At 70.8% G+C, this 22525-nt stretch carries 20 protein-coding genes; 11 read left to right on the plus strand and 9 right to left on the minus strand.

What is annotated here, in order from left to right:
- Positions 1-10: 10 nt before the first annotated feature.
- From LH62_RS03845 to LH62_RS03875, 7 genes are all read left to right on the plus strand, one after another.
- A complete protein-coding gene (locus tag LH62_RS03845; protein WP_043359359.1) occupies positions 11-370 on the plus strand; it encodes a hypothetical protein in 360 nt (119 codons plus the stop codon).
- 245 nt (positions 371-615) lie between these two features.
- Positions 616-1716 carry a TRAP transporter substrate-binding protein gene (locus LH62_RS03850; RefSeq protein WP_082012336.1) on the plus strand — a complete coding sequence of 367 codons (1101 nt, stop codon included), beginning with the start codon at positions 616-618 and terminating at the stop codon, positions 1714-1716.
- A 1-nt stretch (position 1717) separates the two neighbouring features.
- Entirely contained in the window at positions 1718-4648 is a 2931-nt protein-coding gene (locus tag LH62_RS28020) for a PAS-domain containing protein (protein WP_052213682.1), read from the plus strand.
- Between the two features lie 114 nt (positions 4649-4762).
- Positions 4763-5686: a polysaccharide deacetylase family protein gene (locus LH62_RS03860; protein WP_082012337.1), complete on the plus strand. Its 924-nt coding sequence runs from the start codon at positions 4763-4765 to the stop codon at positions 5684-5686.
- Complete coding sequence (locus LH62_RS03865; protein WP_043359360.1) at positions 5683-6288, plus strand: TRAP transporter small permease subunit; 606 nt, start codon at positions 5683-5685, stop codon at positions 6286-6288. Before LH62_RS03860 ends, LH62_RS03865 begins: the two co-directional genes overlap by 4 nt.
- The gene (locus LH62_RS03870; RefSeq protein ID WP_043359361.1) at positions 6285-7589 is read left to right on the plus strand and encodes a TRAP transporter large permease; all 1305 of its coding nucleotides are present in this window, start codon (positions 6285-6287) and stop codon (positions 7587-7589) included. The genes LH62_RS03865 and LH62_RS03870 overlap by 4 nt, the downstream gene beginning before the upstream one ends.
- 26 nt (positions 7590-7615) lie before the next feature.
- Positions 7616-8653: a TRAP transporter substrate-binding protein gene (locus tag LH62_RS03875; protein ID WP_043359363.1), complete on the plus strand. Its 1038-nt coding sequence runs from the start codon at positions 7616-7618 to the stop codon at positions 8651-8653.
- A gap of 3 nt (positions 8654-8656) precedes the next feature.
- Here LH62_RS03875 and LH62_RS03880 read toward each other — a convergent pair whose 3' ends face one another.
- Entirely contained in the window at positions 8657-9400 is a 744-nt protein-coding gene (locus tag LH62_RS03880; protein WP_043359365.1) for an enoyl-CoA hydratase/isomerase family protein, read from the minus strand.
- Positions 9397-10365, minus strand: coding sequence for a tripartite tricarboxylate transporter substrate binding protein (locus LH62_RS03885; protein ID WP_043359367.1), 969 nt, complete (start codon positions 10363-10365; stop codon positions 9397-9399). The genes LH62_RS03880 and LH62_RS03885 overlap by 4 nt, the downstream gene beginning before the upstream one ends.
- A 106-nt stretch (positions 10366-10471) precedes the next feature.
- Here LH62_RS03885 and cysK point away from each other — a divergent pair, with 106 nt between their 5' ends.
- Both cysK and LH62_RS03895 read left to right on the plus strand, forming a co-directional pair.
- Positions 10472-11434 (plus strand): cysteine synthase A, encoded by a 963-nt coding sequence (gene cysK, locus LH62_RS03890; protein ID WP_043359369.1) that lies wholly within the window; start codon positions 10472-10474, stop codon positions 11432-11434.
- A gap of 26 nt (positions 11435-11460) precedes the next feature.
- Positions 11461-11961, plus strand: a complete 501-nt coding sequence (locus LH62_RS03895; RefSeq protein WP_043359371.1) for a cupin domain-containing protein — start codon at positions 11461-11463, stop codon at positions 11959-11961.
- 38 nt (positions 11962-11999) lie between these two features.
- Here LH62_RS03895 and ilvC read toward each other — a convergent pair whose 3' ends face one another.
- The 4 genes from ilvC to miaA all read right to left on the minus strand — a co-directional run bounded on the left by ilvC (position 12000) and on the right by miaA (position 16465).
- On the minus strand, positions 12000-13016 hold the full coding sequence (ilvC, locus tag LH62_RS03900; RefSeq protein ID WP_043359372.1) for a ketol-acid reductoisomerase: 1017 nt from the start codon (positions 13014-13016) through the stop codon (positions 12000-12002).
- A gap of 34 nt (positions 13017-13050) precedes the next feature.
- A complete protein-coding gene (ilvN, locus tag LH62_RS03905) occupies positions 13051-13575 on the minus strand; it encodes an acetolactate synthase small subunit (RefSeq protein ID WP_043359374.1) in 525 nt (174 codons plus the stop codon).
- A gap of 69 nt (positions 13576-13644) precedes the next feature.
- Entirely contained in the window at positions 13645-15435 is a 1791-nt protein-coding gene (locus LH62_RS03910) for an acetolactate synthase 3 large subunit (protein ID WP_052213683.1), read from the minus strand.
- An 85-nt stretch (positions 15436-15520) separates the two neighbouring features.
- A complete protein-coding gene (gene miaA / locus LH62_RS03915; protein WP_043359376.1) occupies positions 15521-16465 on the minus strand; it encodes a tRNA (adenosine(37)-N6)-dimethylallyltransferase MiaA in 945 nt (314 codons plus the stop codon).
- Positions 16466-16494: 29 nt separating this feature from the next.
- Here miaA and serB point away from each other — a divergent pair, with 29 nt between their 5' ends.
- Both serB and rutA read left to right on the plus strand, forming a co-directional pair.
- Positions 16495-17388, plus strand: coding sequence for a phosphoserine phosphatase SerB (serB, locus tag LH62_RS03920; protein ID WP_043359378.1), 894 nt, complete (start codon positions 16495-16497; stop codon positions 17386-17388).
- A 40-nt stretch (positions 17389-17428) separates the two neighbouring features.
- Positions 17429-18508: a pyrimidine utilization protein A gene (gene rutA / locus LH62_RS03925; protein WP_043359380.1), complete on the plus strand. Its 1080-nt coding sequence runs from the start codon at positions 17429-17431 to the stop codon at positions 18506-18508.
- A 38-nt stretch (positions 18509-18546) separates the two neighbouring features.
- On the opposite strand, the gene LH62_RS03930 is transcribed toward rutA, so the two are convergent.
- The 3 genes from LH62_RS03930 to hflK all read right to left on the minus strand — a co-directional run bounded on the left by LH62_RS03930 (position 18547) and on the right by hflK (position 22354).
- Complete coding sequence (locus tag LH62_RS03930) at positions 18547-20130, minus strand: DegQ family serine endoprotease (RefSeq protein ID WP_043359382.1); 1584 nt, start codon at positions 20128-20130, stop codon at positions 18547-18549.
- 146 nt (positions 20131-20276) lie between these two features.
- A complete protein-coding gene (hflC, locus tag LH62_RS03935; RefSeq protein ID WP_043359383.1) occupies positions 20277-21161 on the minus strand; it encodes a protease modulator HflC in 885 nt (294 codons plus the stop codon).
- On the minus strand, positions 21158-22354 hold the full coding sequence (gene hflK, locus LH62_RS03940) for an FtsH protease activity modulator HflK (RefSeq protein WP_052213684.1): 1197 nt from the start codon (positions 22352-22354) through the stop codon (positions 21158-21160). Before hflK ends, hflC begins: the two co-directional genes overlap by 4 nt.
- Between the last annotated feature and the right edge of the window lie 171 nt (positions 22355-22525).

A 22525-nucleotide genomic window follows, 5' to 3' on the forward strand; every position in this document is an offset into this window, starting at 1 on the left:
GGAGAGTTCCATGGCCTGGACCCTGGATGCGCGCATCCCGCTTCTGCTGGTGGAGGACGAGGCGGCGCTCGACCGGGTGCTGGCCGACGGGCCGCCGGCCGCGGTGCTGGCCGAGGCCCCTGCCCTGCCCCGGCCGCACCGTGCGGTCGAGGCTTTCGCGGCGGAGGCGCATGTGGCGGCCTGCTCCTGCTGCAACGGCCGGCCGGCGGCGGCGGTGGCGCTCGACCGGCTGTTCCAGGCCCGGGTGCGCGGGCATTGCGCCTGGTTCGAACGGGTGGTGGCGCTGGCCGCCAGTGCAGCCGGCCGGGCGCAGGTGCTGGCGGCGCTCAGCGGGGACGCGGTGACGGCGGCACGGTTCAGGCCAGGCTGAGGGCCTGCCGCCTCGTGGCGGCGGCCGCGGATGGATGTCGAAACTCGTGACAGATCCGGATATAATGGGGCGGGGCGAATCGAGGCGGAAAATTAAGAAGACCGAAAGCGACATCGGGTTGATGAGGCGGGTTGTGCCGTCAAGCGGCGGGATAGCACGCTGGACCGCGATCCGAGGACCATGGATCATGGTCCCAGCCCATGGCGTGGCGCCGCCCCCTGCCGGCGCGAAAGGAAGGGGTTTTCATGTTTCTGCGCCGGCACTTCTTGACCGGACCTTCGCTCCGGCGCGGCGCGGCGCGGCGTGCGGCCTCGCTCCTGCTCGCCTGCCTCGCCTTGCTCGGCGCCGTGCCGGCCCTGGCCGATAACCCGCCGATCAGCCTGAAGATCGTCGGCGGCCTGGGCGGCGTCACGCAGTACACACGCTACGAGATGCCCTTCTGGACCGAGCAGGTGCCGCAGCTCACCCGCGGCCAAGTCCGGGCGGAGATCGCGCCCTTCGACCGCAGCGGCATCCGCGGGCCCGAGATGCTGCCACTGATGCGGCTCGGCGTGGTGCCCTTCGGCACGGTGCCGCTTTCGGTCTCGGCCAGCGAGGAGCCGGAAATCAACGCCGTGGATCTCGCGGTGCTCAACCCCGACATTGCCACGCTCCGTCAAACCGTGGCGCAGCTCCGCCCGCGGCTCGAGGCGCTGCTGAAGGAGCGGTTCAACGTCGTCCTGCTGGCGATCTATGCCTATCCGGCCCAGGTGGTGTTCTGCCGCCAGCCCTTCTCCGGCCTCGGCGACCTGGGCGGGCGCCGCATTCGCGTCTCCTCGGTCGGGCAGAGCGAGTTGTTCGAGGCGCTGGGCGCGACCCCGGTCGTGATCCCCTTCGCCGACATCCCGTCCGCGCTGCGCGGCGGCATCGTCGAATGCGCGGTGACCGGAAGCTTCTCCGGCAACACGCTCGGCCTGCCCGGTATCGCCAACTATGTCTCGCGGCAGGCGATCACCTGGGGCGTCTCCGTCTTCGGCGCCAATGCCGCCGCCTGGGCGGCCCTGCCGCCCGAGGTCCGTAGCCAGCTGCAGGGGGGGCTCAGCGAATTGCAGCAGCAGATCTGGCAGGCGGCCGAGCAGGAAACGGAGGAAGGCTTCGCCTGCAACGCCGGCCGGCCGGATTGCGTGCGCGGCACGCGCGGCCAGATGGTCGTGCTGGACGACGAGCCGCGCGACCGCCAGCGTCGCGCCCAGCTGCTGCGGGATGTCATCCTGCCGAGCTGGGTCCGCCGCTGCGGCGGCGACTGCGTCGAAACCTGGAACACCATCATGGCCCCTAGCCGGGGCATCCTGGCACGGCCCGAATAGCATGCAGCAACGCCGCTTCCGCCTCGCCGTCCTGCTCGTCGCCCTGCTGCTGCTGCTGGCGCTCGGCCTCGGCACCAGCCTGTTGATCGACCGCCTGCACCGCACCGCGGAGCAGACGGCTAGGGAGACGGTGCAGCGCGTGACCCGCGTGGCCGAGAGCACCGTCAACCGGCATTTCCTGGCCGTGGACGGCATGCTTGCCGGACTTCCTGCCCTGCTCAACCAGGTTGCTAGCAGCGGCCGGACCGAGCAGGCGGCGGCCAACCGCATGCTGCGCGAGCTGAACTTCCAAAATTTCAGCTTCCGCGACCTGATGCTGGTGCTGCCGGATGGCCGCCCCTGGGCTGCGGCGCTGGCCGCCTCGCGCAGCCGGCCGCCACCGATCGAGCCGGCCGCCCTGGCCAGCGCGGCCGCGCTCGGCGCCGCGGTCATCAGCGGGCCTGCGCGCAACCCGCTGACCGGCGAGTGGTCGCTGATGTTCCTCCGCTCCACGGAGCTGCCCGGCATCGGTCCGGTGGTGGGGGTGGCCGAGGTGCCCGTTTCCCTGGTCGCCACCCTGCTCGCCCCGATCGGCGAGGTGCCGGGGCTGCGCATCTCGGTGGAGCGGGTGGATGGGCGGGTGCTGGCTTCCCTCCCGCATGACGAGACGCGCATGGGGCGGCCGCTCGCCCGGCCCGCCACCACCCTGCCGGCGGATGGCAGCGCCGCCTTCGTTCCCGGCCGCTTCCAGAACGCGCCGGTCCTGGCCGCCGCCAAGCCGATCCTCTACCGCGACATGTATGTGGTGGCGAGCTACGACCAGGGCGCCGCCTTCGCCGGCTGGGAGCAGGACCGCCGGCGCCTCATCCTCGTCGCCGCCAGCCTCGGTGTGCTGATGACGGCGCTCGCGGCCGCGCTCTATCACGCGCTGCGCCAGCGCGAGCGGGTCGACGCCGAGCGGGCGCGGGCGCGGTCGGTGCTGGAAGGCGCGATCGAGACCATGCCCGACGGCTTCGTCATGTTCGACGCGGACGACCGGCTGGTGATCTGCAACCAGCGCTACCGCGAGCTCTATGCGGTCAGCGCGCCCTTCATCACCGTCGGCGCCAAATTCGAGGACATCATCCGCGAGGGCGCCCGGCGCGGCCAGTACCCGCAGGCGGGCGAGGATATCGAGCGCTTCGTCACCGAGACCACCGCCTGGCACCGCGGCAACCACCCGAGCATCGAGCGGCTGCTCCCTGACGGGCGCTGGCTGATGGTCAGCGAGCGGCGGACCCCGGATGGCGGCACGGTCGGCATCCGCACCGACATCACCACGCTGAAGCGGGCGATGAGCGATCTCGCCCTGGCGCGCGACCAGTCGGCGGCGGCGACCGCGGCCAAGTCCCGCTTCCTCGCCCAGATGAGCCATGAGCTGCGCACCCCGCTGAACGGCGTGCTCGGCCTCGCCCAGGCCCTGGCGCGCGACCCGGCGCTGTCCGGCGAGCAGCGCGCCCGGGCGCGGACGCTGGAGGAGGCGGGGCGCCACCTCGTCACCGTCGCCAACGACGTGCTCGACCTCGCCAAGGTGGAGGCGGGGCGGCTGGAGCTGCGGCTCGGCCCGGCCCAGCTGGGCGAGTTGCTGGACAGCGCCGCAACGCTGGTCCGCCCGGCCGCGGAGGAAAAGCAGCTGACGCTCCGCGTCCAGGTCGCGGCGGAGCTGCCGCCCCTGGTGCAGGCCGACCAGACCCGGCTGCGCCAGCTGCTGCTCAACCTGCTCTCCAACGCGGTGAAGTTCACCCCCGCCGGCGGGCTGGTGGAACTGATCGCGCGGCTCGTCGGCCCCGCCGGCACGGATGGCCGCCGGCTGGTGCGGATCGAGGTGCGGGATACCGGGCCGGGTGTGCCGGAGGCGAAGCGCAAGGTCGTCTTCGGCGACTTCGTCCAGCTCGACCGCGGCGAGCGTGCGGGCGGCACCGGCCTCGGCCTCGCCATCGCTGCCGGCATCGCGGCACAGATGGAGGGCAGCATCGGCTGCACCGACAACCTCGCCTCGCCGAGCGGGCATGGCGCCGTCTTCTGGGTGGAGCTGCCGCTGCTGCCGCTTGCCATGCCTCAGGCCGAGCCCGCCGAGCCGGCGGCGCCGGCGGCGGAGCAGCGGGGGCCCCGCGTGCTGGGGGCAGATGACGTGCCGGCCAACCTGGCGGTGGCGCGGGCGCTGCTGGAGTCGGGCGGGCACCGGGTGGACTGCGTCTCGGACGGCTCGCTCGCCCTCGAGACGCTGGCCAAGTCGGCGCCGGCCCGGCCCTACGATCTGGTGCTGATGGACGTGATGATGCCCGGCATGGACGGATTGGAGGCGACGCGCCGCATCCGCCAGCTGCCGGCGCCGGGCGGGCAGGTGCCGATTCTCGCCGTCACCGCCAGCGCCTTCGCCGAGGACATCGCCGCCTGCCGCGCCGCCGGGATGAATGCGCATCTGGCGAAGCCGATCGAGCGGGACGCGCTGATGGCGGCGATCGGGCGGCTGACCGCCGGCGAGGACGCCGCCCAGCCCGCCGCTTCGCCGCCCGCCGCCCCAGCCGCGGCCGCGGCGCAACCGGAGCTGCCGCTGCTGACACAGCGCGGGACGAACGGAAAGCTCACCATCCCCGGCCTCGACGAGGCGGCGGCGAGCCGGTTGGCGCCGGTCTTCCTTCAGGAGATCGCCGAGCAGACGCGCGTGCTGCGCGCCGCCGGGCCGGAGATGGCGAGCGAGGCGATCGCCGCGGCGCACCGCCTGACGGGCTCCGCCGCGACGCTCGGCGCGAGCCGGCTGGCGGCGGCGGCGCGGCAGTTCCAGGCCGATGCGAAGCGGCTGCCGGCGGAGGAGGCGATGGCGCTTCGCGCGTCGGTCCTTGCCGTCGCCGACGAGACGCTGGCGGCGCTGGAAGCGGCACTCGGGCCGGAGGCTAGCGCCGCCCTCGCCTGAAGACGCGCCCAGGGCCTAGGCAGCCTGCCTGTTGCGGCGCCAGATTTGGCCGCCATGGCCGATTCCGGCCTGGCACGCGCATTGCTGCCCCTTCGGCGCCTAGAGGAGCGCCGCATGACAGACCTTCCCGGCGGGATGCCGCCCGCCACGCGCGACCTGGCGGGCTACGGCCGCACCCCGCCCGATCCGCGCTGGCCAGGCGGCGCCCGCCTTGCCCTCTCCTTCGTCGTCAATGTCGAGGAAGGGGCGGAGCTCTCCGTTGCCAGCGGCGACGAGCGGAACGAGCGCGTGCCGGAAAGCCACCAGCTGGTCGATGACCATCCCGATCCCTGCATGGAGACGCATTTCGCCTATGGCTCGCGGGTCGGGATCTGGCGGATCCTCGACCTGTTCGACCGCTTCGGGGTGAAGGCGACCTTCTCCTGCTGCGGCCGCGCCGTCGCGGTGACGCCGGCGCTGGCGGCTGCGCCGGCCGCCGCCGGGCATGAGGTCAGCGCCCATGGCTGGCGCTGGGAGATGCTGGCCGGCATGCCCGAGGCGCAGGAGCGGGCCGTCATCGCCGCGACGGTCGAGACGCTGGCCAGGGCGGCCGGCACCCGCCCCGTCGGCTGGCACACCAAGTCGGCGCCCTCGGTCAACACGCGGCGGTTGCTGATCGAGGAGGGCGGCTTCCTCTACGACTCGGATGCCTATGACGACGACCTGCCGCGGCTGGTCGAGGACGCCGGGCGGCCGCATGTCATCCTGCCCTACAGCTTCGACACCAACGACATGCGCTTCGCCCCGGGCCAGGGCTTCGTTCAAGCGCGGGACTTCAGCGACTACTGCATCGGCGCCTTCGACTGGCTGATGCGCGAGGCCGCGGCACAGCCGAAGATGATGTCGGTCGGGCTGCATCTCCGGACCATCGGCAAGCCGGGGCGCATCGCCGGGCTGGAGATGCTGCTGGAGCACGTCACCCGCCAGCCCGGCGTCTGGATCGCCCGGCGGATGGATATCGCGCGGCATTGGCAAGCGCGGATGGGGCTGCCGGCATGACCGGGGACAATCCCGTGGCACGGCGGCTGGAGCCGTTCGTGCGCCTCGTTGCGATCATCGGCGGCTGGTGGCTGCTCGGCCTCGCCTTCCTCACCTGCGCCGAGATCCTTTGCCGCAAGCTGCTAAGCGTCTCGCTCCAGGGCGTGGACGAGATCGGCGCCTACACGCTGGCCGTCTTCTCGACGCTCAGCTTCGCCTATGCGCTGCTGGTGAAGTCGCATACCCGCGTCGATTTCCTGCTGGCGCATCTGCCGGGGCCGCTGCGGGCGCTGCTGAACGCGCTCGCCTATGTGCTGCTCGCGGCGCTCGCCGTCTTCGCCGCCTGGCGCGGCTGGTGGGTGCTGGAGGAAAGCATCGAGTTCCAGAGCCACGCCAATTCGCCGCTCGGCACGCCGATGTGGCTGCCGCAGGGGCTGTGGCTTGCGGGGCTGGTTGCCTTCGCCATCACCGCGACGGTGCTGGCCCTCCACGCCGCCTGGCTGATGCTGACCGACTGGCGGCGGGTCAACCGCTTCTACGGCCCCATGACCATCGACGAGGAGGTGGAGACGGAAGCCGGCGCCATCCTCGCCCGCGGCCCGGTCGAGGAGTTCAAGGCGTGATCGGCGTCGGCGAGGCGGCGATCGGCTTCGGCATCCTGGTCGCGCTGCTCTTCCTCGGCCTGCATGTGGCAACGGCGATGTTCCTCACCGCCGTGCTCGGGGCCTCGCTCTACCTCTCCCCGGCGCTGATCGATTCGCTCGGCACCCAGCTCTGGGCCTCGATGGAGGACTACGTTCTTCTCTCCATCCCGCTCTACATCCTGCTTGGCGAGATCCTGGTGCGCAGCGGCAGCACGGACCGGCTCTACCGCAGCCTGGCGGACTGGCTGAACATCCTGCCCGGCGGGCTGCTGCACACCAATATCGCGGCCTCGGCCATCTTCTCGGCCGTTTCCGGCTCCTCCGTGGCGACGGCGGCGACCGTCTCCACCGTCGCGCTGCCGAGCTTCCGTACCCGGAAGTACGACGAGCGGCTGGTGCTCGGCTCCATCGCCGCCGGCGCCTCGCTCGGCAACCTGATCCCGCCGGGGATCGCGCTCATCGTCTACGGGGCGATGACCAACACCTCGGTCGGGCAGCTCTACGCGGCGGCGGTGGTGCCGGGTATCGTCATGACGGTCCTCTTCATGGCGACCATCGTGCTCATGGGCATTCTCAAGCCCGACTGGATTCGCCAGCAGGAGGCAAAGGACCGGCTGGCGGTGCGGGTGCGGCGGCTTGTCGACATCCTGCCGCCGCTCGTCATCTTCGCCATCATCATGGGCAGCATCTACAGCGGCTGGGCGACGGTGACGGAAAGCGCGGCCCTGGCCTGCGTCGCCGCGCTGCCGATCGCGGCGCTCTATGGCCGGCTCAGCATCGCCATGCTGCATGACTGCTTCACCGCGACGGCGACGCTGACGGCGATGAGCCTGCTGATCCTCGCCGTCGCCTTCTACCTCAATTTCGTGCTCGGCCTGCTCGGCGTCACGCCCGCGCTCGGCGCCTTCGTGACGCAGATCGGCGTGACGCCGCTCGGCCTCATCCTGGCGCTGACGGTCTTCTACCTGCTGCTCGGCGTCTTCTTCGAAACCTTGCCGATGCTGGTAGGCACCGTGCCCGTCGTCTTCCCGGTGATCGTCGCGGCGGGCATCGACCCGGTCTGGTTCGGCGTCTTCATCGTGCTGATGTGCGAGATCTCCCTCATCAGCCCGCCGGTCGGCATGACTCTCTACGTCATCCAGGCGGTGCGCAAGGAGGGGACCATCGCGCAGGTCTTCGAGGGCACCATCCCCTTCTTCCTGGCCATGGTGGTGATGACGGCCCTTCTCATCGCCTTCCCGCAGATGGCGACCTGGCTGCCGAAGCTGACCTACGGATGACCGCCCGCAACCCCAAGGGAGCACCCATGACCCGCATCCTCGCCCTGGCCGCCGCGCTGCTCTGCGCCGCTGCCCTCCCCGCCCCCGCGCAGCAGATCCCGCTGCGCGCCGTCGGGCATTTCTCGCAGAACACCAAGCAGATCGAGATCGAGCGCGCCTTCTATGCGCGGCTGCCCCAGGCGACGGGGATGAACCTCGCCGTCAGCTTCAACCCGATGGACCAGATCGGCGTGCAGGCGGCGGATGCGCTGCGCCATCTCCGCAGCGGCGCCTTCGACGTCATGGCGGTGCTGATCGGGCAGGTGGCGCGGGACGAGCCCTTCTTCGACGGGCTCGACCTCATCGGCGTCTCGACCAATACGGCCGATTTGCAGAAGGCGGTCGAGGCCGGGCGCGAGGCCTTCGACCGGCGGCTGCAGGAGCGCTTCAATGGCCGCGTCCTGGCGCTCTGGCCCTTCGGGCCGCAATACTTCTTCTGCAACAGCCCCGTCCGCAGCGTGGCCGATCTGCGCGGTCTGAAGGTGCGGAGCTACACGCCGAGCATGACGGCGCTGGTGCAGCATTTCGGCGCCATCCCGGTCACGCTGCAATTCTCCGAGGTTTATCCCTCGCTCCAGCGCGGCCTCGTCACCTGCGGCATCACCTCCGCCGTCTCGGCCTATGCCGGCAACTGGGGCGAGGTGACGACGCATGTGCTGCCGCTTTCCGTCGCCGGCGGCATCCAGGGGCATTTCATGAGCAATGCCGCCTGGCGCCGCTTCACGCCAGAGCAGCAGGCGGCGCTGACCGCCGCCTTCAAGGGACTGGAGGCGGAGATGTGGCGCTTCGCCCAGGTGAGCGATGCGCAGTCGCTGGCTTGCCTCGCCGGCAAGCCGGAATGCCCGGAGCGCAAGTTCGGCGCCGTCATCAGCGCCGTGCCGCCTGAGGACGACGCGCGGGTGCGGGAGGCGGTGAGCAGCGTGGTGCTGCCCACATTCCGCGACAGCTGCAACCGCGTCTGGGCCGAATGCGCCGCGGCCTGGAACCGGACGGTTGGCGCGGCGCGGGGCTATACGATCCCCTGAGCCCTACCGCCCCTTGAACTGCGGCGGGCGGCGTTCGCGGAAGGCGGCGACGCCTTCCTGGAAATCCTCCGAGTTGCGGATGCCGTTCAGCCGCTGGCCCTGCAGGGCCCATTGCTCGGAGGGGCCGCGCGGCAGGATGTCGTCCAGCACCATCCGCTTGATCGCACCGGTAACCATCGGCGCGAAGCCGGCCATCTCCTTGCCCCACTCGATCGCCTTCGCCAGCGCGCCGCCATCCGGCACCACCTCGTTGACGAGGCCGACGCGCTCCGACTTCGCCGCGTCGAAGGTGCGGCAGAGCAGGGTCAGCTCCATGGCGAATTTGTGCGGGATGCGGGAGGGCAGTGCTGCGATCATCCCCCCCGTCAGGCCGAGCTTCGCCTCCGGATAGTAGAATTTCGCCGAAGTCCCACAGACGGCGAGGTCGGCCATCATCGCCAGCACCAGCGCGCCGCCGATGCACCAGCCCTCCACCGCGCAGATCAGCGGCTTGTCGGTCTGCCAGCCGACATTGGGGACGGCGCGCCAGAGCTCCGGCGGCTCCCCCACATCGGCGCCGAAGGAGAAGGCCTTCTCGCCCATCCCCGTCAGCACCGCGACGCGCTGGTCGGAGGTGGCGAAGTCCTGCATTGCCGCCTGGATCTCCTCGGCCATGAGCCGGGTGATGGCATTGCCCTTGTCGGGCCGGTTGAGCGCGACGATGCGCACCGGGCCGTCGTCCCAAACCTTCGTATGCTCGAAGCTCATTCCACTTTCGCTCCCGTGCGGCGCACCGCCTCTCCGAAGATCGCCCGGTCCCGCTGGATGCGGGTGGCGAAGGCCTCGCCCGCCTCCAGCTGCGGGCGGAGGCCGACCGGCGCCATGGCCCGCGCCACCTCCGGCAGGGCCAGCACCCGCTCCAGCGCCCCGACCAGCCGCGCCACCAGCTCCGGCGGCATGCCCGCCGGCCCGGCCAGGCCGAAGAAGGCGAGGCCGCCCTCGCCGTAGAGGCCAAGCTCGCGCAGCGTCGGCAGCTCGGGCAGTTCCGGGCTCCGCGTCCCGCCGGTGGTGGCGAGGCCGATCAGGCGCCCGTCCTTCACCGGCGGCGTGGCGACCGGGTCGAATTGCAGTTCCACATCGCCGGCCAGCAATGCGGTCAGCGCCGGGGCGGAGCCGCGATAGGGGACATGCTCCAGCCGGATGCCGGCCGCATGGGCGAAGATCTCGCCTGTCATCTGGGTGATGGTGCCGTTGCCGGCGGAGCTGAAGCGCAGCTTGCCGGGATTGGCCCGCGCATGGGCGACCAGCGCCCGGATGTCCCGCACCGGCACCGAAGGGTGCATCGCCACCACGCCATCCGAGATGGCCAACATGGCGATGGGGGTGAAATCCCGCTGCGGGTCGTAAGGCAGGCGCATCATGTGCGGGCTGATGGTCAGCACCGCGGTTGGCCAGACCAGCAGGGTCAGCCCGTCCGGCTTCGCCTGCGCCACCATCGCGGCGCCGATGGAGCCGCCGGCGCCGCCGCGGTTCTCGATCAGAACCGGCTGGCCCAGCGCCTCCGCCAGCGGCTGCTGGATCGGCCGCGCGACGTTGTCGCTGCTGCCGCCGGGGGGATAGGGGACGATGAGCGTGATCGCCCGCGTGCCCTGCGCAAGCGCCGGCGCGGCGAGCAGCGGGCTGGCGAGCAGCAGCCGGCGCGCGAGGCGCGGCGTGGTGCCTGGATGGGCCATGGGTCGGCTCCGTTTCCTCCAGCGTCAGCTTGGCATGGCCCCGGAGCGCTGGGTAGCGTCCCTACCCCCTCATCTTGGCTGTGGAACCGTGATACCCACATGCACCATGGTGAAAGACACTGTTTCCCTGGCCCCACGCGGGCGGATCTATGACAGCGTGCTCGAGATCGTCGGCGGCACCCCGCTGGTGCGGCTGCCGCGGCTGAAGGCGGCCGAGGGGCTGGGCGCCGACATCGCGCTCAAGCTGGAATTCTTCAACCCGCTCGGCTCGGTGAAGGACCGCATCGGCCTCGCCATGGTCGAGGCGGCCGAGCGCGAGGGGCTGATCGCGCCCGGCCGCTCCACGCTGGTGGAGCCGACCTCCGGCAATACCGGCATCGCGCTGGCCTTCGTCGCCGCCGCCAAGGGGTACCGGCTGATCGTCGTCATGCCGGACGGCGCCAGCATCGAGCGGCGCAAGATGATGCGGCTGATGGGCGCCGAGCTGGAACTGACGCCGTCCCGCCGCGGCATGGCCGGCGCCATCGCCCGGGCCGAGGCCATCCTTGCCGCGACGCCCGGCGCCTGGATGCCGAAGCAGTTCGACAACCCCGCCAACCCCGCCATCCATGCCGCCACCACGGCGGAGGAGATCTGGGCCGATACCGATGGCGCCGTCGATGCCGTCATCGGAGGGCTCGGCACGGGCGGGACGCTGACCGGCATCGCCCGGGCCTTGAAGCCGCGCAAGCCCGGCCTCCGCATCATCGGCGTGGAACCAGCCGAAAGCGCGGTGCTCTCGGGCGACGAGCCGGGGCCGCACGGCATCCAGGGCATCGGCGCCGGGTTCAAGCCGGCGGTGCTGGAACTCGACCGGCTCGACGGGGTGATGCGCGTCGCGGAGCGGGAGGCGGTGGCCGCCGCCCGCCGCTGCGCGCAGCTCGAGGGGCTGCCGGTCGGCATCTCCTCCGGCGCCATGCTGCATGCGGCGGTGCAGGTGGCGCGGGAAATGCGGGGCGGGCTGGTGGTCGGCATCGCCCCCTCCTTCGCCGAGCGCTACCTGTCGACGGAACTCTTCGCCGGTCTATGATGGTGGCATAGCCAGGAGCGCACGCCATGCCGCATGACGGCCACCACAGCCACGATACGCCCCCGGATGACGGGTGGAAGCATACCGGCGTCCGGGTCATCCCCGGCGACCAGCTCGACACCAACACGGCGCAGACCCCGGGGATGAACCGCGCCGCGGCCATCAACGCGGCCCGCGTCGGCGCGCAGAAGATCTGGGCGGGGACCGTCCACATCCACCCGAATGCGAAGACGGGCGCCCACCATCACGGCGCGCTGGAGAGCGTGATCTACATCGTCTCCGGCCGCGCCCGCATGCGCTGGGGGGAGAAGCTGGAATTCGTCGCGGAAGCCGGGCCGGGCGACTTCATTTTCGTGCCGCCCTATGTGCCGCACCAAGAGATCAATGCGTCGACCGACGAGACGCTGCGCTGCGTGCTGGTGCGCTCGGACAACGAGGCGGTGGTGGTCAACCTCGACATCGAGCCGGTCGAGAAGCCGGAGCAGGTTCTCTGGATCGACCCGATCCACAAGAACGGCGGCATGTGAGGCAGGTTGGGCGGGGGAGCATTCCCCCGCCCCCAGGCTCAGTTCTTCGCCTTGTCGACCAGGGCGTTCTTCTTGATCCAGGGCATCATCGCCCGGAGCTTCTCGCCGACTTCCTCGATCGGGTGCTCGGCCAGGCGGCGGCGGGTGGCCTTGAAGCTCGCCTGGTTCACCCGGTTCTCCAGCATCCAGTCGCGGGCGAACTTGCCGCTCTGGATATCGTCCAGCACCCGCTTCATCTCAGCCTTGGTCTCGGCGGTGATGATGCGCGGGCCGGTGATGTACTCGCCGTACTCGGCGGTGTTGGAGATCGAGTAGTTCATGTTGGCGATGCCGCCCTCATAGATGAGGTCGACGATCAGCTTCACCTCGTGCAGGCACTCGAAATAGGCCATCTCGGGGGCGTAGCCCGCCTCGACCAGCGTCTCGAAGCCGGCCTTGATGAGCTCGACCAAGCCGCCGCAGAGCACGGTCTGCTCGCCGAAGAGGTCGGTCTCGCACTCCTCCTTGAAGGTCGTCTCGATCACGCCGGCGCGGCCGCCGCCGATGGCGGAGGCATAGGAGAGCGCGATCTCGAGCCCGTTGCCCGAGGGGTTCTGCGCGAGCGCCACGAGGCAGGGCACGCCGCCGCCGCGCTGGTACTCGGAGCGGACGGTGTGGCCCGGGCCCTTCGGCGCGATCATGAACACGTCGAGGTCGGGGCGCGGATCGAGCAGGTTGAAGTGGACATTCAGGCCATGGGCGAAGGCGAGCGCGGCGCCCTCCTTCATGTTCGGCCCGAGCGCTTCGCGGTAGAGGTCGCCCTGCAGTTCGTCCGGCGTGAGGACCATGACGACATCGGCCCACTTGGCCGCATCGGCCGGGGTCATGACCTTGAAGCCGGCTGCCTCGGCCTTGCTCCAGGACCCGCCCTTGCGGACACCGATGGCGACGTCGGCGCAGCCGCTGTCGCGCAGGTTCATCGCATGCGCATGCCCCTGGCTGCCGAAGCCGATGATCGCGACCTTCTTGGCCTTGATCAGGTTCACATCCGCATCGCGGTCGTAATACACGCGCATGATCGCGCTCCTCCTCACTGCAACTAAAACGAGTTCAGGCCTCGAAACCGCCGGGCCCGCGGGCGATGGCGACGACGCCGGTACGCGACACCTCGGCGAGGCCGATCGGCCGCATCAAGGCGATGAAGGCATCGAGCTTCTCGCCCGCTCCCGTCATCTCGAAGACGAAGCTCTCGATGGTGGCGTCCACCACGCGGGCGCGGAAGGCATCGGCCAGCCGCAGCGCCTCCATCCGCGCCTCGCCCTTGCCGACGACCTTGATGAGCGCCAGCTCGCGGGCGATGTGCGGCCCCTCCAGCGTCAGGTCGCTCACCTTGTGCACCGGCACCAGCCGGTCGAGCTGCGCCTTGATCTGCTCGATCACCATGTCGGTGCCGCGGGTCACGATGGTGATGCGCGACAGGCGCCGGTCGGCATCGACCGGGGCAACGGTCAGGCTCTCGATGTTGTAGCCGCGGCCGGAGAAGAGGCCGACGACGCGCGCCAGGATGCCGGCCTCGTTCTCGACGAGCACGGCAATGGTCGCGTTGCGGAGCGTGGGTTCCAGGGAATCAGGCATCGGTCAGCCAAGGGCAGGAGGGCGCGCGGGGCGTAGCCGCCCCGGGATCGGTCGGCAAGAGCGGAACGGTCAGACGAGGACCTTGCCCTCATCCGTCACGCCGGTGACGCCACCCTCCTGGCCGGGGGCCAGGATCATCTCGTTATGCGCCGCGCCCGAGGGGATCATCGGGAAGCAGTTCTCGTCCTTGGCAACGGCGATATCGGCGATGACCGGGCCGGGATGCGCGATCATCTCGCGGATGGCGTCGTCGAGCTGGCTCGCCTCCGTCACCCGCATGCCGCGTGCATGGAAGGCCTCGGCGAGACGGACGAAATCGGGCAGCGCCTCGGAGTAGCTCTCGGAGTAGCGGCTGCCATGCAGCAGCTCCTGCCACTGCCGCACCATGCCCATGTACTCGTTGTTGAGGATGAAGACCTTCACCGGCAGCCGGTACTGCGCCAGCGTCCCCATCTCCTGGATGTTCATCAGGATGCTGGCTTCGCCGGCGATGTCGATGACGAGCGCATCCGGATGGGCGATCTGCACGCCCATCGCGGCCGGCAGCCCGTAGCCCATGGTGCCGAGGCCGCCCGAGGTCATCCAACGGTTCGGCTTCTGGAAGCCGAAATACTGCGCCGCCCACATCTGGTGCTGGCCGACCTCGGTGGTAATGAAGGTCTCGTGGCCCATCTCGCGGGTGATCTCGTAGAGGCGCTTCACCGCGTGCTGCGGCTTGATGATGCTGCCTTCCTGCCGGTACTGCAGGCAGCCCGTGCCGCGCCAGCCGTCGATCGCGCGCCACCACTCGGCGATGGCCGCCTGGTCCTGCGGCTGCTCCTCGGCCTGCCAGCACTCGATCAGCGCCTTCAGCACCGCCCCCGCATCGCCAACGATCGCTACGTCGACCTTGACGTTCTTGTTGATGGAGGACGGGTCGATATCGGCATGGATCTTCTTCGAATTCGGCGAGAAGGCGTTCAGCCGCCCCGTCACCCGGTCGTCGAAGCGGGCGCCGATATTGAGCATGACGTCGCAGCCATGCATGGCGAGGTTCGCCTCATAGGTCCCGTGCATGCCGAGCATGCCAAGGAACTGCGGATCCTCCGAGGGGAAGGCGCCAAGCCCCATCAGCGTGTTGGTGCAGGGCATGTTCGCCATGCGGACGAAGTCGCCGAGCAGGCGCGAGGCCTCGGGACCGGCATTGATGACGCCGCCGCCGGCATAGACGATCGGCCGCTTCGCCCCCTTCAGCAGCCGCACCGCGGCGCGGATGCTCGCCATGTCGGGCTCGGTCTGCGGCCGGTAGCTGCGGTGCGGGGCCTGCGGCGCCTCGCTGTACGGCCCCTTGCCGATCAGGATGTCCTTCGGCAGGTCGATCACCACCGGGCCGGGCCGGCCGGACTTCGACACGTAGAAGGCCTCGTGGACCGTCGAGGCAAGCTTCCGGATGTCCTTGACCAGGTAGTTGTGCTTGGTCGCCGGGCGGGTGATGCCGGTGGTGTCGGCCTCCTGGAAGGCATCGTTGCCGATAAGATGCGTTGGCACCTGCCCCGTCAGGCAGATCACTGGGATGCTGTCCATCAGCGCATCGACGAGGCCCGTGACGGCATTGGTCGCGCCCGGCCCGCTGGTCACCAGCACCACGCCGACCTTGCCGGTGGAGCGGGCATAGCCCTCCGCGGCGTGCACCGCCGCCTGCTCGTGCCGAACCAGGATGTGGCGGATGGCGTTCTGCTGGAACAGCGCATCGTAGAGCGGCAATACGGCGCCGCCGGGATAACCGAAGATGACCTCGACGCCATTGTCCTTCAGCGCCTGAAGGACGATCTCCGCACCGGTCATGGTGCGGGTCTCGGCGGTCTGCAGGGTGGCGGACATGGCGGGCTCCTCGAGAACACATCGCCGCGCCGGGTTGGCCCCGGTCGTGGCGGAGCGGGAGGCTTAGACCCCTCCTCGCAGCAGGTCAACGCCACCTTTCAACAAATGCGAAGATTTCTGCCAATCCGCTTTCCTGAAATTGCGCAGCGCCCGCCATGCGCGCATGGAAGATATGCGTCTCGCTCGGGGCGGCCAATTCATGGTGGCGGAACCAGGTCGCCTGCCGCTTGGTATATTGCCCGGTATTGAGGATGGCCCGCTGCCGCGCCGCCTCAGGCGCCATCTCGCCGCGCAGGACGGCGGCCAGTTCCGGCACGCCATGGGCGCGCATCGCCGGGAGGGCGGGGTCAAGCCTCTGGGCGATGAGAGCGCGCACTTCCTCCATCGCGCCGCTGGCCAGCATGGCGTCGAACCGGGTGGCGATGGCCTTGCGCAATGCCTCCCGCGGCGGGTCGAGGCGGATGGCAGCGAAGCGCCAGGGCGCCGGCCCGGTCTGCGGCGCGTCCCGCTGCCAGGCGGCGAGGCCGCGCCCGGTGCCGACGAGCACCTCATAGGCCCGGGCGATGCGCTGGCTGTCGCCGGGACGGAGCTGGGCCGCCGTCTCCGCATCCAACCGCTCATGCAGCCGGGGTGCCCCGAGCGTCGCAAGCAGCGCCCGCGCCTCCGCCCGCGCCTCGACCGGCACGGGAGGGATGGCGGAGAGCCCCCTGGTCAGCGAGAGGAAGTAGAGGCCGGTCCCGCCGCAGAGGATGGGCAGCTCCGCCCGCTCCATCTCGGCCAGGGCCGCCTCGCGCCACCACGCGACGCTTGCCGCCTCGGCCGCAGGGCGAATGCCGTAGAGCCGGTGAGGCGCCAGCGCCTCCTCCTCCGGCGTCGGCCGGGCGGTCAGCACGCGAAGCTCGCGGTAGAGCTGCATGGAATCCGTATTGATGACGGTGCCACCGGAGCGCTGTGCCAGGGCCAGGGCCAGGGCCGACTTCCCGCTCGCGGTCGGACCGGCAATCAGCAGCGCAAGCCGGCGTTGCGTCATGCCGTCCCGCCCGGCATATCCCCGCCCGCATGTCCCATGTCCTGACCCTGGTGGCCCCCGCCGGCGGCCTCGCCGCCGCCACCCTCGCCCGGCTGCGCACCGCGCTTGCCGATCTCGGCGCCGATGCCGGCACGCCGGACTGGTTGGCGCCAGACGAAGCGGCCGACATCGCCTTCGCCGGCCTCTCGCCGGAGCAGGCGACCGCCGCCGCCCGCGCCACGCTGGAGGAGGCGCCGGTCGATGCCATCGCCCTCCCCGCCGAGGGCCGCCGCAAGCGCCTGCTGCTGGCCGACATGGACAGCACCATCGTCACCAGCGAGACGCTGGACGAGCTGGCGGCCTATGCCGGGCTGAAGGACCGCATCGCCGCCATCACCCGCCGCTCGATGAATGGCGAGCTGGATTTCCGGGAGGCGCTGGCGGAGCGCGTCGGCCTGCTCGCCGGCCTCGATGCCGCCGCACTGGAAGAGACCTGGAAGGCGACCGAGATCACCCCGGGCGCCCAGGCGCTGGTCGCCACCATGCGGGCGCATGGGGCGCATTGCGCCATCGTCTCCGGCGGCTTCACCTTCTTCACGGGGCGGGTGGCGGAGAGGCTCGGCTTCCATGCCCACTACTCCAACACCCTCGGCGTGGCGGATGGCAAGCTGACCGGGCTGGTGGAGGAGCCGATCCTCGACCGCGACGCCAAGCTGGCGACGCTGAAGCGCCTCTCGGCCGAGCACGGCCTGCCGCTCTCCGATGCGTTGACGGTGGGCGATGGGGCGAATGACCTCGCCATGCTGCAGGCCGCCGGCCTCGGCATCGCCTTCCGCGCCAAGCCGGTGGTCGCGGCCGCCGCGCAGGCGCGGGTCGATCATGCCGACCTCCGGGCCCTGCTCTTCGCCCAGGGCTACCGGGCCGAGGAGATCGTCGCGGCATAGCGCTTGCCTCTCCCGACCGCAGAATACCGGGAGCGGCAGGATGGATATCGGCGTCTTCATTCCGATCGGCAACAACGGCTGGCTGATTTCCACCACCTCGCCGCAATACATGCCGAGCTTCGACCTGAACCGCGAGGTGGTGCAGCGGGCGGAGCGCTACGGCTTCGACTTCGCCCTGTCCATGATCAAGCTGCGGGGCTTCGGCGGCCCGAGCGAGTTCTGGGACCACAACCTCGAAAGCTTCACCCTGATGGCGGGGCTGGCCGCCGTCACCAGCCGCATCCGCCTTTACGCCTCGGTCGCGGTGCTGACCATCCCGCCCGCCATCGTGGCGCGGATGGCCGCCACCATCGACGACATCTCCCGAGGGCGGTTCGGGGTCAACATCGTCTCCGGCTGGCAGCAGGCGGAGTACAGCCAGATGGGCCTCTGGCCGGGCGAGGCGCATTTCGCCCGGCGCTATGAGTACTGCGCCGAATATGTGCAGATCCTGCGCGAGCTCTGGGCCACCGGCCGTACCGATCTCAAGGGGCAGTTCTTCCGGATGGAGGATTGCCGGGTCAGCCCCCGTCCGAAGGGCGAGGTGAAGATCGTCTGCGCCGGCCAGAGCCCGACCGGCATCCGCTTCGCCGCGCAACACGGCGACTACAATTTCTGCGCCGGCGCCGGGGTGAACAACCCGATGCAGACCGCCCCCAACATCGCCCGGCTGGTCGAGGCGACGGCGGAGACGGGCCGCGCGGTCGGCGCCTATGTCCTCTACATGGTCATCGCCGCCGAGACGGATGCGGATGCCGAGGCGCGCTGGGAGCACTACCGCGACGGGGTCGACCTCGAGGCCGTGGCCTGGCTCACCGAGCAGGCCGGCGCCGACACGGCGGCGGACGAAACCTCGACCGCCCGCTGGATGGCCAAGGCGAAGTCGGCGGTGAATTTCAACATGGGGCTGATGGTCGGCTCCCACGCCGCCGTCGCCCGGCTGCTGGACGAGGCGGCCGAGGTGCCGGGGACCAGCGGCATCATGCTGGTCTTCGACGACTTCCTGCGCGGCATGGACGAGTTCGGCACCCGCATCCAGCCGCTGATGCGCTGCCGGGTGGGGCGCATGGCCGCCGCCTGACAGGCATGACGGGGACCGGTCGCCCGGCCCCTGCCTCCTCAGCCCGGGCTGCCGCGCTCGCCGCGCAGCCGCAGCGGGACGAAGCGCTGGCCCTGCGCCGTCTCGATCAGCAGCAGCGCGCTCGGGCGGTTCTGCCGGCGGAGCTGCTCCAGCTTCGCCTGGACCTCCTGCGGCGTCGTCACCCGCTCCTGCTGCACCTCGACGATGACGTCGCCGGGGCGCAGTTCCCGCTCGGCGGCGGGGCTGTCGGGCGCCACCTCCATGACGACCACTCCGCGCTGGTCCGGCTTCAGGCTGAACCGCTCCCGCGTTTCCGGCGAGATCGGCGCGACGCGGAGCCCGAGGCCGGAGAGCTCCGTCGGCCGGTTCGCCTGCGGGGCGGGCGTCGCCGCGGCCTGCTGCGGCTCGCCGGGCAGCTCGCCGACGGTGACGTTGACCGTCTGCTCGCGCCCGTCGCGCCAGACCACCACCGGCACCGGCCGACCGACCGGCGTCTCCGCCACAATGCGCGGCAGGGTGCGCATCTCCCGCACCTCCTGTCCGTTGAAGCGCAGCACTACGTCGCCGTTGCGGATGCCGGCCTTGGCCGCCGGCCCGTCCTCCTGGGCGCGGGCGACCAGCGCCCCGCGGCCGCCGCCCTGGAGGCCCAGGCTCTCAGCGATCTCGTCGGTGACCTGCTGGATGTTCACCCCGAGCCAGCCGCGCCGCACCTTGCCGCCGTCCCTCAGCTGCGCGGTGATGTTGCGCGCGAGGTTGGAGGGGATGGAGAAGCCGATGCCGATCGACCCGCCGGAGGGCGAGTAGATCGCGGTGTTGATGCCGACCACCTGACCTTCCAGGTTGAACAGCGGCCCGCCGGAATTGCCGCGGTTGATGGCGGCATCCGTCTGGATGAAGTCGTCATACATGCCCTGGCGGATGTCCCGCCCGCGGGCCGAGACGATGCCGGCCGTGACCGTTCCGCCGAGGCCGAAGGGATTGCCGATCGCCAGCACCCAGTCGCCGACCTGCGCCGAGTCGCTGTCGCCGAACTGCACGGCATGCAGCGGCTTATCGGTCTTGATCCGCAGCACGGCGAGGTCGGTGCGCGGGTCGGTCCCCAGCAGCTCCGCCCGGATCGACGTGTTGTCCTGGAGGATGACGTTGATCTCGTCGGCGCCGTCGATGACGTGGTTGTTGGTCACCACGATGCCGCTGGTGTCGATGATGAAGCCGGAGCCGAGCGACTGCGCCCGGCGCGGCCGCTGCTGCTCCGGCCCCTGCCCCGGCTGGCCCGGCTGCCCCGGCCGGTTGCGGTTGAAGAAGTCGCGGAAGAACTCCTCGAAGGGGCTGCCGGGCGGGGCCTGCGGCATGTCGGGCGCGTCCGGCCGGTTGGCCCGGGCCTGGGCGTTCTGGGTCGTCGAGATGTTGACCACCGCCGGGAGGAGCTGACGCGCCAGCGGCGCGAAGGAAGGCGGGACGTCCCGCATCGGCATCGCCGGCGGCGCATTGGTGGGCGGTGCCGCGGCGGGCGGCGCAGGCAGCGGCGCCACCGGCGCGGGCGCGATCGGCGCGGGCTGGCCCTGGGCCAGCGCCGGCAGGCCGGCGATCACCAAGGCAAGGAGGGGATGGGCTAGGCGCATCGGCGACACCTCAATTGCGAAAGGGTGCCGCTTCAACGCGGCACCCGCCGGAAGGACTGAACGACAGGCTAGGCTAGATGGTGGCTGGTGCCCAATCCGCCAGCCGGAAGGAGGAGGGGCGCGGCCCGGCACCGCGCCCCGTCCGGTCAGGGCGTCCGCCCCGCGCCCGGCGTCGGGATGCTGCGGAAGTACTTGAAGAAGTCGCTCTCCGGGCTCAGCAGCATCCGCGTTTCGCCATCGGAGAAGGCCTCCCGCATCGCCTGCATGGTCCGCCAGAACTGGAAGAACTCCGGATCCTGCTGGAAGGCCTCGGCGAAGATGCGGATGGCGGTCTGCTCGCCCTGGCCGCGCAGGATCTCGGCCTGGGACTGCGCCTCGGCGATCAGCACCGTCCGGTCGCGCTCGGCTGCGGCGCGGATGCGCTGGGCCTGCTCGGCGCCCTCGGCCCGCTGCTCCCGGGCGACGCGCTCGCGCTCCGACTGCATGCGGGACAGGATGGCCTGGGTGTTCTCCTCCGGCAGGTCGGCGCGGCGGATGCGGACGTCCGTCACCTCGATGCCGAAGCTCTGCGCCTCGGTGTTCACCCGCTGGCGGATCTCGCCCATGATCCGGGCGCGGTCGGCCGAGAGCACCGCCAGCAGCGTCTCGCTGCCGAGGGTGTTCCGCAGCGTCGAGGAAACGATCGGCCCGAGCCGAAGGCGGATGCCGTTCTCGGTCGCGCCCACCGTCTGGTAGAAGCGCAGTGGGTCGGTGATGCGGTAGCGGGTGAAGGTATCCACCACGATCCGCCGCTGGTCGCCGAGAATCACCTCCTGCCCCTGCGCGTCGAAATCGAGCAGGCGGCGGTCGAAGGCGATCACCGTCTGGATGAAGGGCACCTTCATGTTCAGCCCCGGCTCCCGCACCACCCGGCGCGGCTCGCCGAACTGGGTGATCAGCACCTGCTGCGTCTGGTGCACGGTGAAGAGCGAGGAAAGGACGGCGAAGAGCGCGAAGAGCACCACCACGCCGGCAACGGCAAGGCGGTTCATCGCGTGCCTCCCTGGGTCTGCGCACCGCGCGGCATGCTCGGCAGCGTCGGCGGCGAAGACGGGGCCGGGCGGCTACCGCCGCGGGCCGCCGGCGGGTCCGTCAGGTTCAGGAAGGGCACCAGCCCCTGCAGCCGGTCATCCACGATGACCTTCGGGTTGCGCCGCAGGATGTCCTCCATGGTTTCGAGATAAAGCCGGCGCATCGTGATGTCCTGAGCCTGGCGATAGGCGCCGAGCACGCTGACGAAGCGCGTCGCCTCGCCCTTGGCCCGGGCCTCCTGGCTGTCGCGGTAGCCCTGGGCCTCCTGGATCATCCGCTCCGCCTCGCCGCGGGCGCGGGGGATGATGTCGTTGCGATAGGCCTCGGCCTCGTTGCGGGAGCGCTCCTTGTCGGCGGCGGCGCGCTGCACGTCGCGGAAGGCCTCGATCACCTCGGAGGGCGGGTCGACCTTCTGCAGCTGCACCTGGGTGACGACGACGCCCGCCTTGTACTGGTCGAGGATCGCCTGGGTGCCCTGGGCCACCTGGGTCTCGATCTGGGCGCGCGCCTCGGTCAGCGCCGGCTGGATCGGCGTACGGCCGATCACCTCGCGCATCATGCTCTCAGCGGCCGATTTGATGGTGTTTTCCGGGTTCCGGGTGTTGAACAGGAACTCCGAGGCGTCACGCACGCGCCAGCGCACCACGAAATCGATGTCGATGATGTTCTCGTCGCCGGTCAGCATCAGCGACTCCTCCCGTACGTCGCGGCCGGCGCCGGCGCGGGGGGCGCTGGCATCGGCCGAGCGGAAGCCGATGAAGACCAGGTTCTCGGTCGTGACGCGCGGCGTCAGCGCGGTCTCGACCGGCCAGGGGATATGGTAATTCAGGCCGGGCGGGGCGTTGCGGTGATAGGCGCCGAAGCGCAGCACCACACCCTCCTCGTCCGGCTGGACGCGGTAGATGCCGCTCGCCGCCCAAACGCCGAGGACGAGCAAGGCCAGCAATGCGGCCGCCCGCCCGCTGCCGCCGCCCCGCGGCGTGCGCAGGAAACCGCGGACCCAGTCCTGCGCGCGGCGGATCAGGTCGTCGAGGTCGGGTCCCGGCCCGCCCGGGCCGCGGCCGCCCCCCGGTGGCCCGGGTGGAGGTGTCCCCCACGGCCCGCCCGGTCGGGGATTTCCCCAAGGGCTGGGTCCGCCACTGTTCAGCGCCATCGTTTGGTCCGGCCTCCACCGATTGATCGTTCTGACCGCCGGCAGGACCCCGGACACACCTGGCGGCGTGTTTGGGGCTGGATGCGCGACGGCACCCGGCCATATGACACGCCCGGCCGGGCGACGGGTGCCCGCACGCTGCAAAGCGCCCCAGGCGCGCGCGATATTGGC

Source organism: Belnapia sp. F-4-1, from assembly GCF_000802185.1.
Classification (GTDB): domain Bacteria; phylum Pseudomonadota; class Alphaproteobacteria; order Acetobacterales; family Acetobacteraceae; genus Belnapia.

What these genes read in the sequence shown, in the direction of transcription:
- rutA (WP_043359380.1), top strand. Translation starts at nt 17,429, where the DNA reads ATGGATATCGGCGTCTTCATTCCGATCGGCAACAACGGCTGGCTGATT.
- LH62_RS28020 (WP_052213682.1), top strand. Translation starts at nt 1,718, where the DNA reads ATGCAGCAACGCCGCTTCCGCCTCGCCGTCCTGCTCGTCGCCCTGCTG.
- ilvN (WP_043359374.1), bottom strand. Translation starts at nt 13,575, where the DNA reads ATGCCTGATTCCCTGGAACCCACGCTCCGCAACGCGACCATTGCCGTG.
- LH62_RS03845 (WP_043359359.1), top strand. Translation starts at nt 11, where the DNA reads ATGGCCTGGACCCTGGATGCGCGCATCCCGCTTCTGCTGGTGGAGGAC.
- hflC (WP_043359383.1), bottom strand. Translation starts at nt 21,161, where the DNA reads ATGAACCGCCTTGCCGTTGCCGGCGTGGTGGTGCTCTTCGCGCTCTTC.
- serB (WP_043359378.1), top strand. Translation starts at nt 16,495, where the DNA reads ATGTCCCATGTCCTGACCCTGGTGGCCCCCGCCGGCGGCCTCGCCGCC.
- LH62_RS03865 (WP_043359360.1), top strand. Translation starts at nt 5,683, where the DNA reads ATGACCGGGGACAATCCCGTGGCACGGCGGCTGGAGCCGTTCGTGCGC.
- ilvC (WP_043359372.1), bottom strand. Translation starts at nt 13,016, where the DNA reads ATGCGCGTGTATTACGACCGCGATGCGGATGTGAACCTGATCAAGGCC.
- hflK (WP_052213684.1), bottom strand. Translation starts at nt 22,354, where the DNA reads ATGGCGCTGAACAGTGGCGGACCCAGCCCTTGGGGAAATCCCCGACCG.
- LH62_RS03880 (WP_043359365.1), bottom strand. Translation starts at nt 9,400, where the DNA reads ATGAGCTTCGAGCATACGAAGGTTTGGGACGACGGCCCGGTGCGCATC.
- LH62_RS03930 (WP_043359382.1), bottom strand. Translation starts at nt 20,130, where the DNA reads ATGCGCCTAGCCCATCCCCTCCTTGCCTTGGTGATCGCCGGCCTGCCG.
- LH62_RS03910 (WP_052213683.1), bottom strand. Translation starts at nt 15,435, where the DNA reads ATGTCCGCCACCCTGCAGACCGCCGAGACCCGCACCATGACCGGTGCG.
- miaA (WP_043359376.1), bottom strand. Translation starts at nt 16,465, where the DNA reads ATGACGCAACGCCGGCTTGCGCTGCTGATTGCCGGTCCGACCGCGAGC.
- cysK (WP_043359369.1), top strand. Translation starts at nt 10,472, where the DNA reads ATGGTGAAAGACACTGTTTCCCTGGCCCCACGCGGGCGGATCTATGAC.
- LH62_RS03860 (WP_082012337.1), top strand. Translation starts at nt 4,763, where the DNA reads ATGACAGACCTTCCCGGCGGGATGCCGCCCGCCACGCGCGACCTGGCG.
- LH62_RS03850 (WP_082012336.1), top strand. Translation starts at nt 616, where the DNA reads ATGTTTCTGCGCCGGCACTTCTTGACCGGACCTTCGCTCCGGCGCGGC.
- LH62_RS03885 (WP_043359367.1), bottom strand. Translation starts at nt 10,365, where the DNA reads ATGGCCCATCCAGGCACCACGCCGCGCCTCGCGCGCCGGCTGCTGCTC.
- LH62_RS03895 (WP_043359371.1), top strand. Translation starts at nt 11,461, where the DNA reads ATGCCGCATGACGGCCACCACAGCCACGATACGCCCCCGGATGACGGG.
- LH62_RS03875 (WP_043359363.1), top strand. Translation starts at nt 7,616, where the DNA reads ATGACCCGCATCCTCGCCCTGGCCGCCGCGCTGCTCTGCGCCGCTGCC.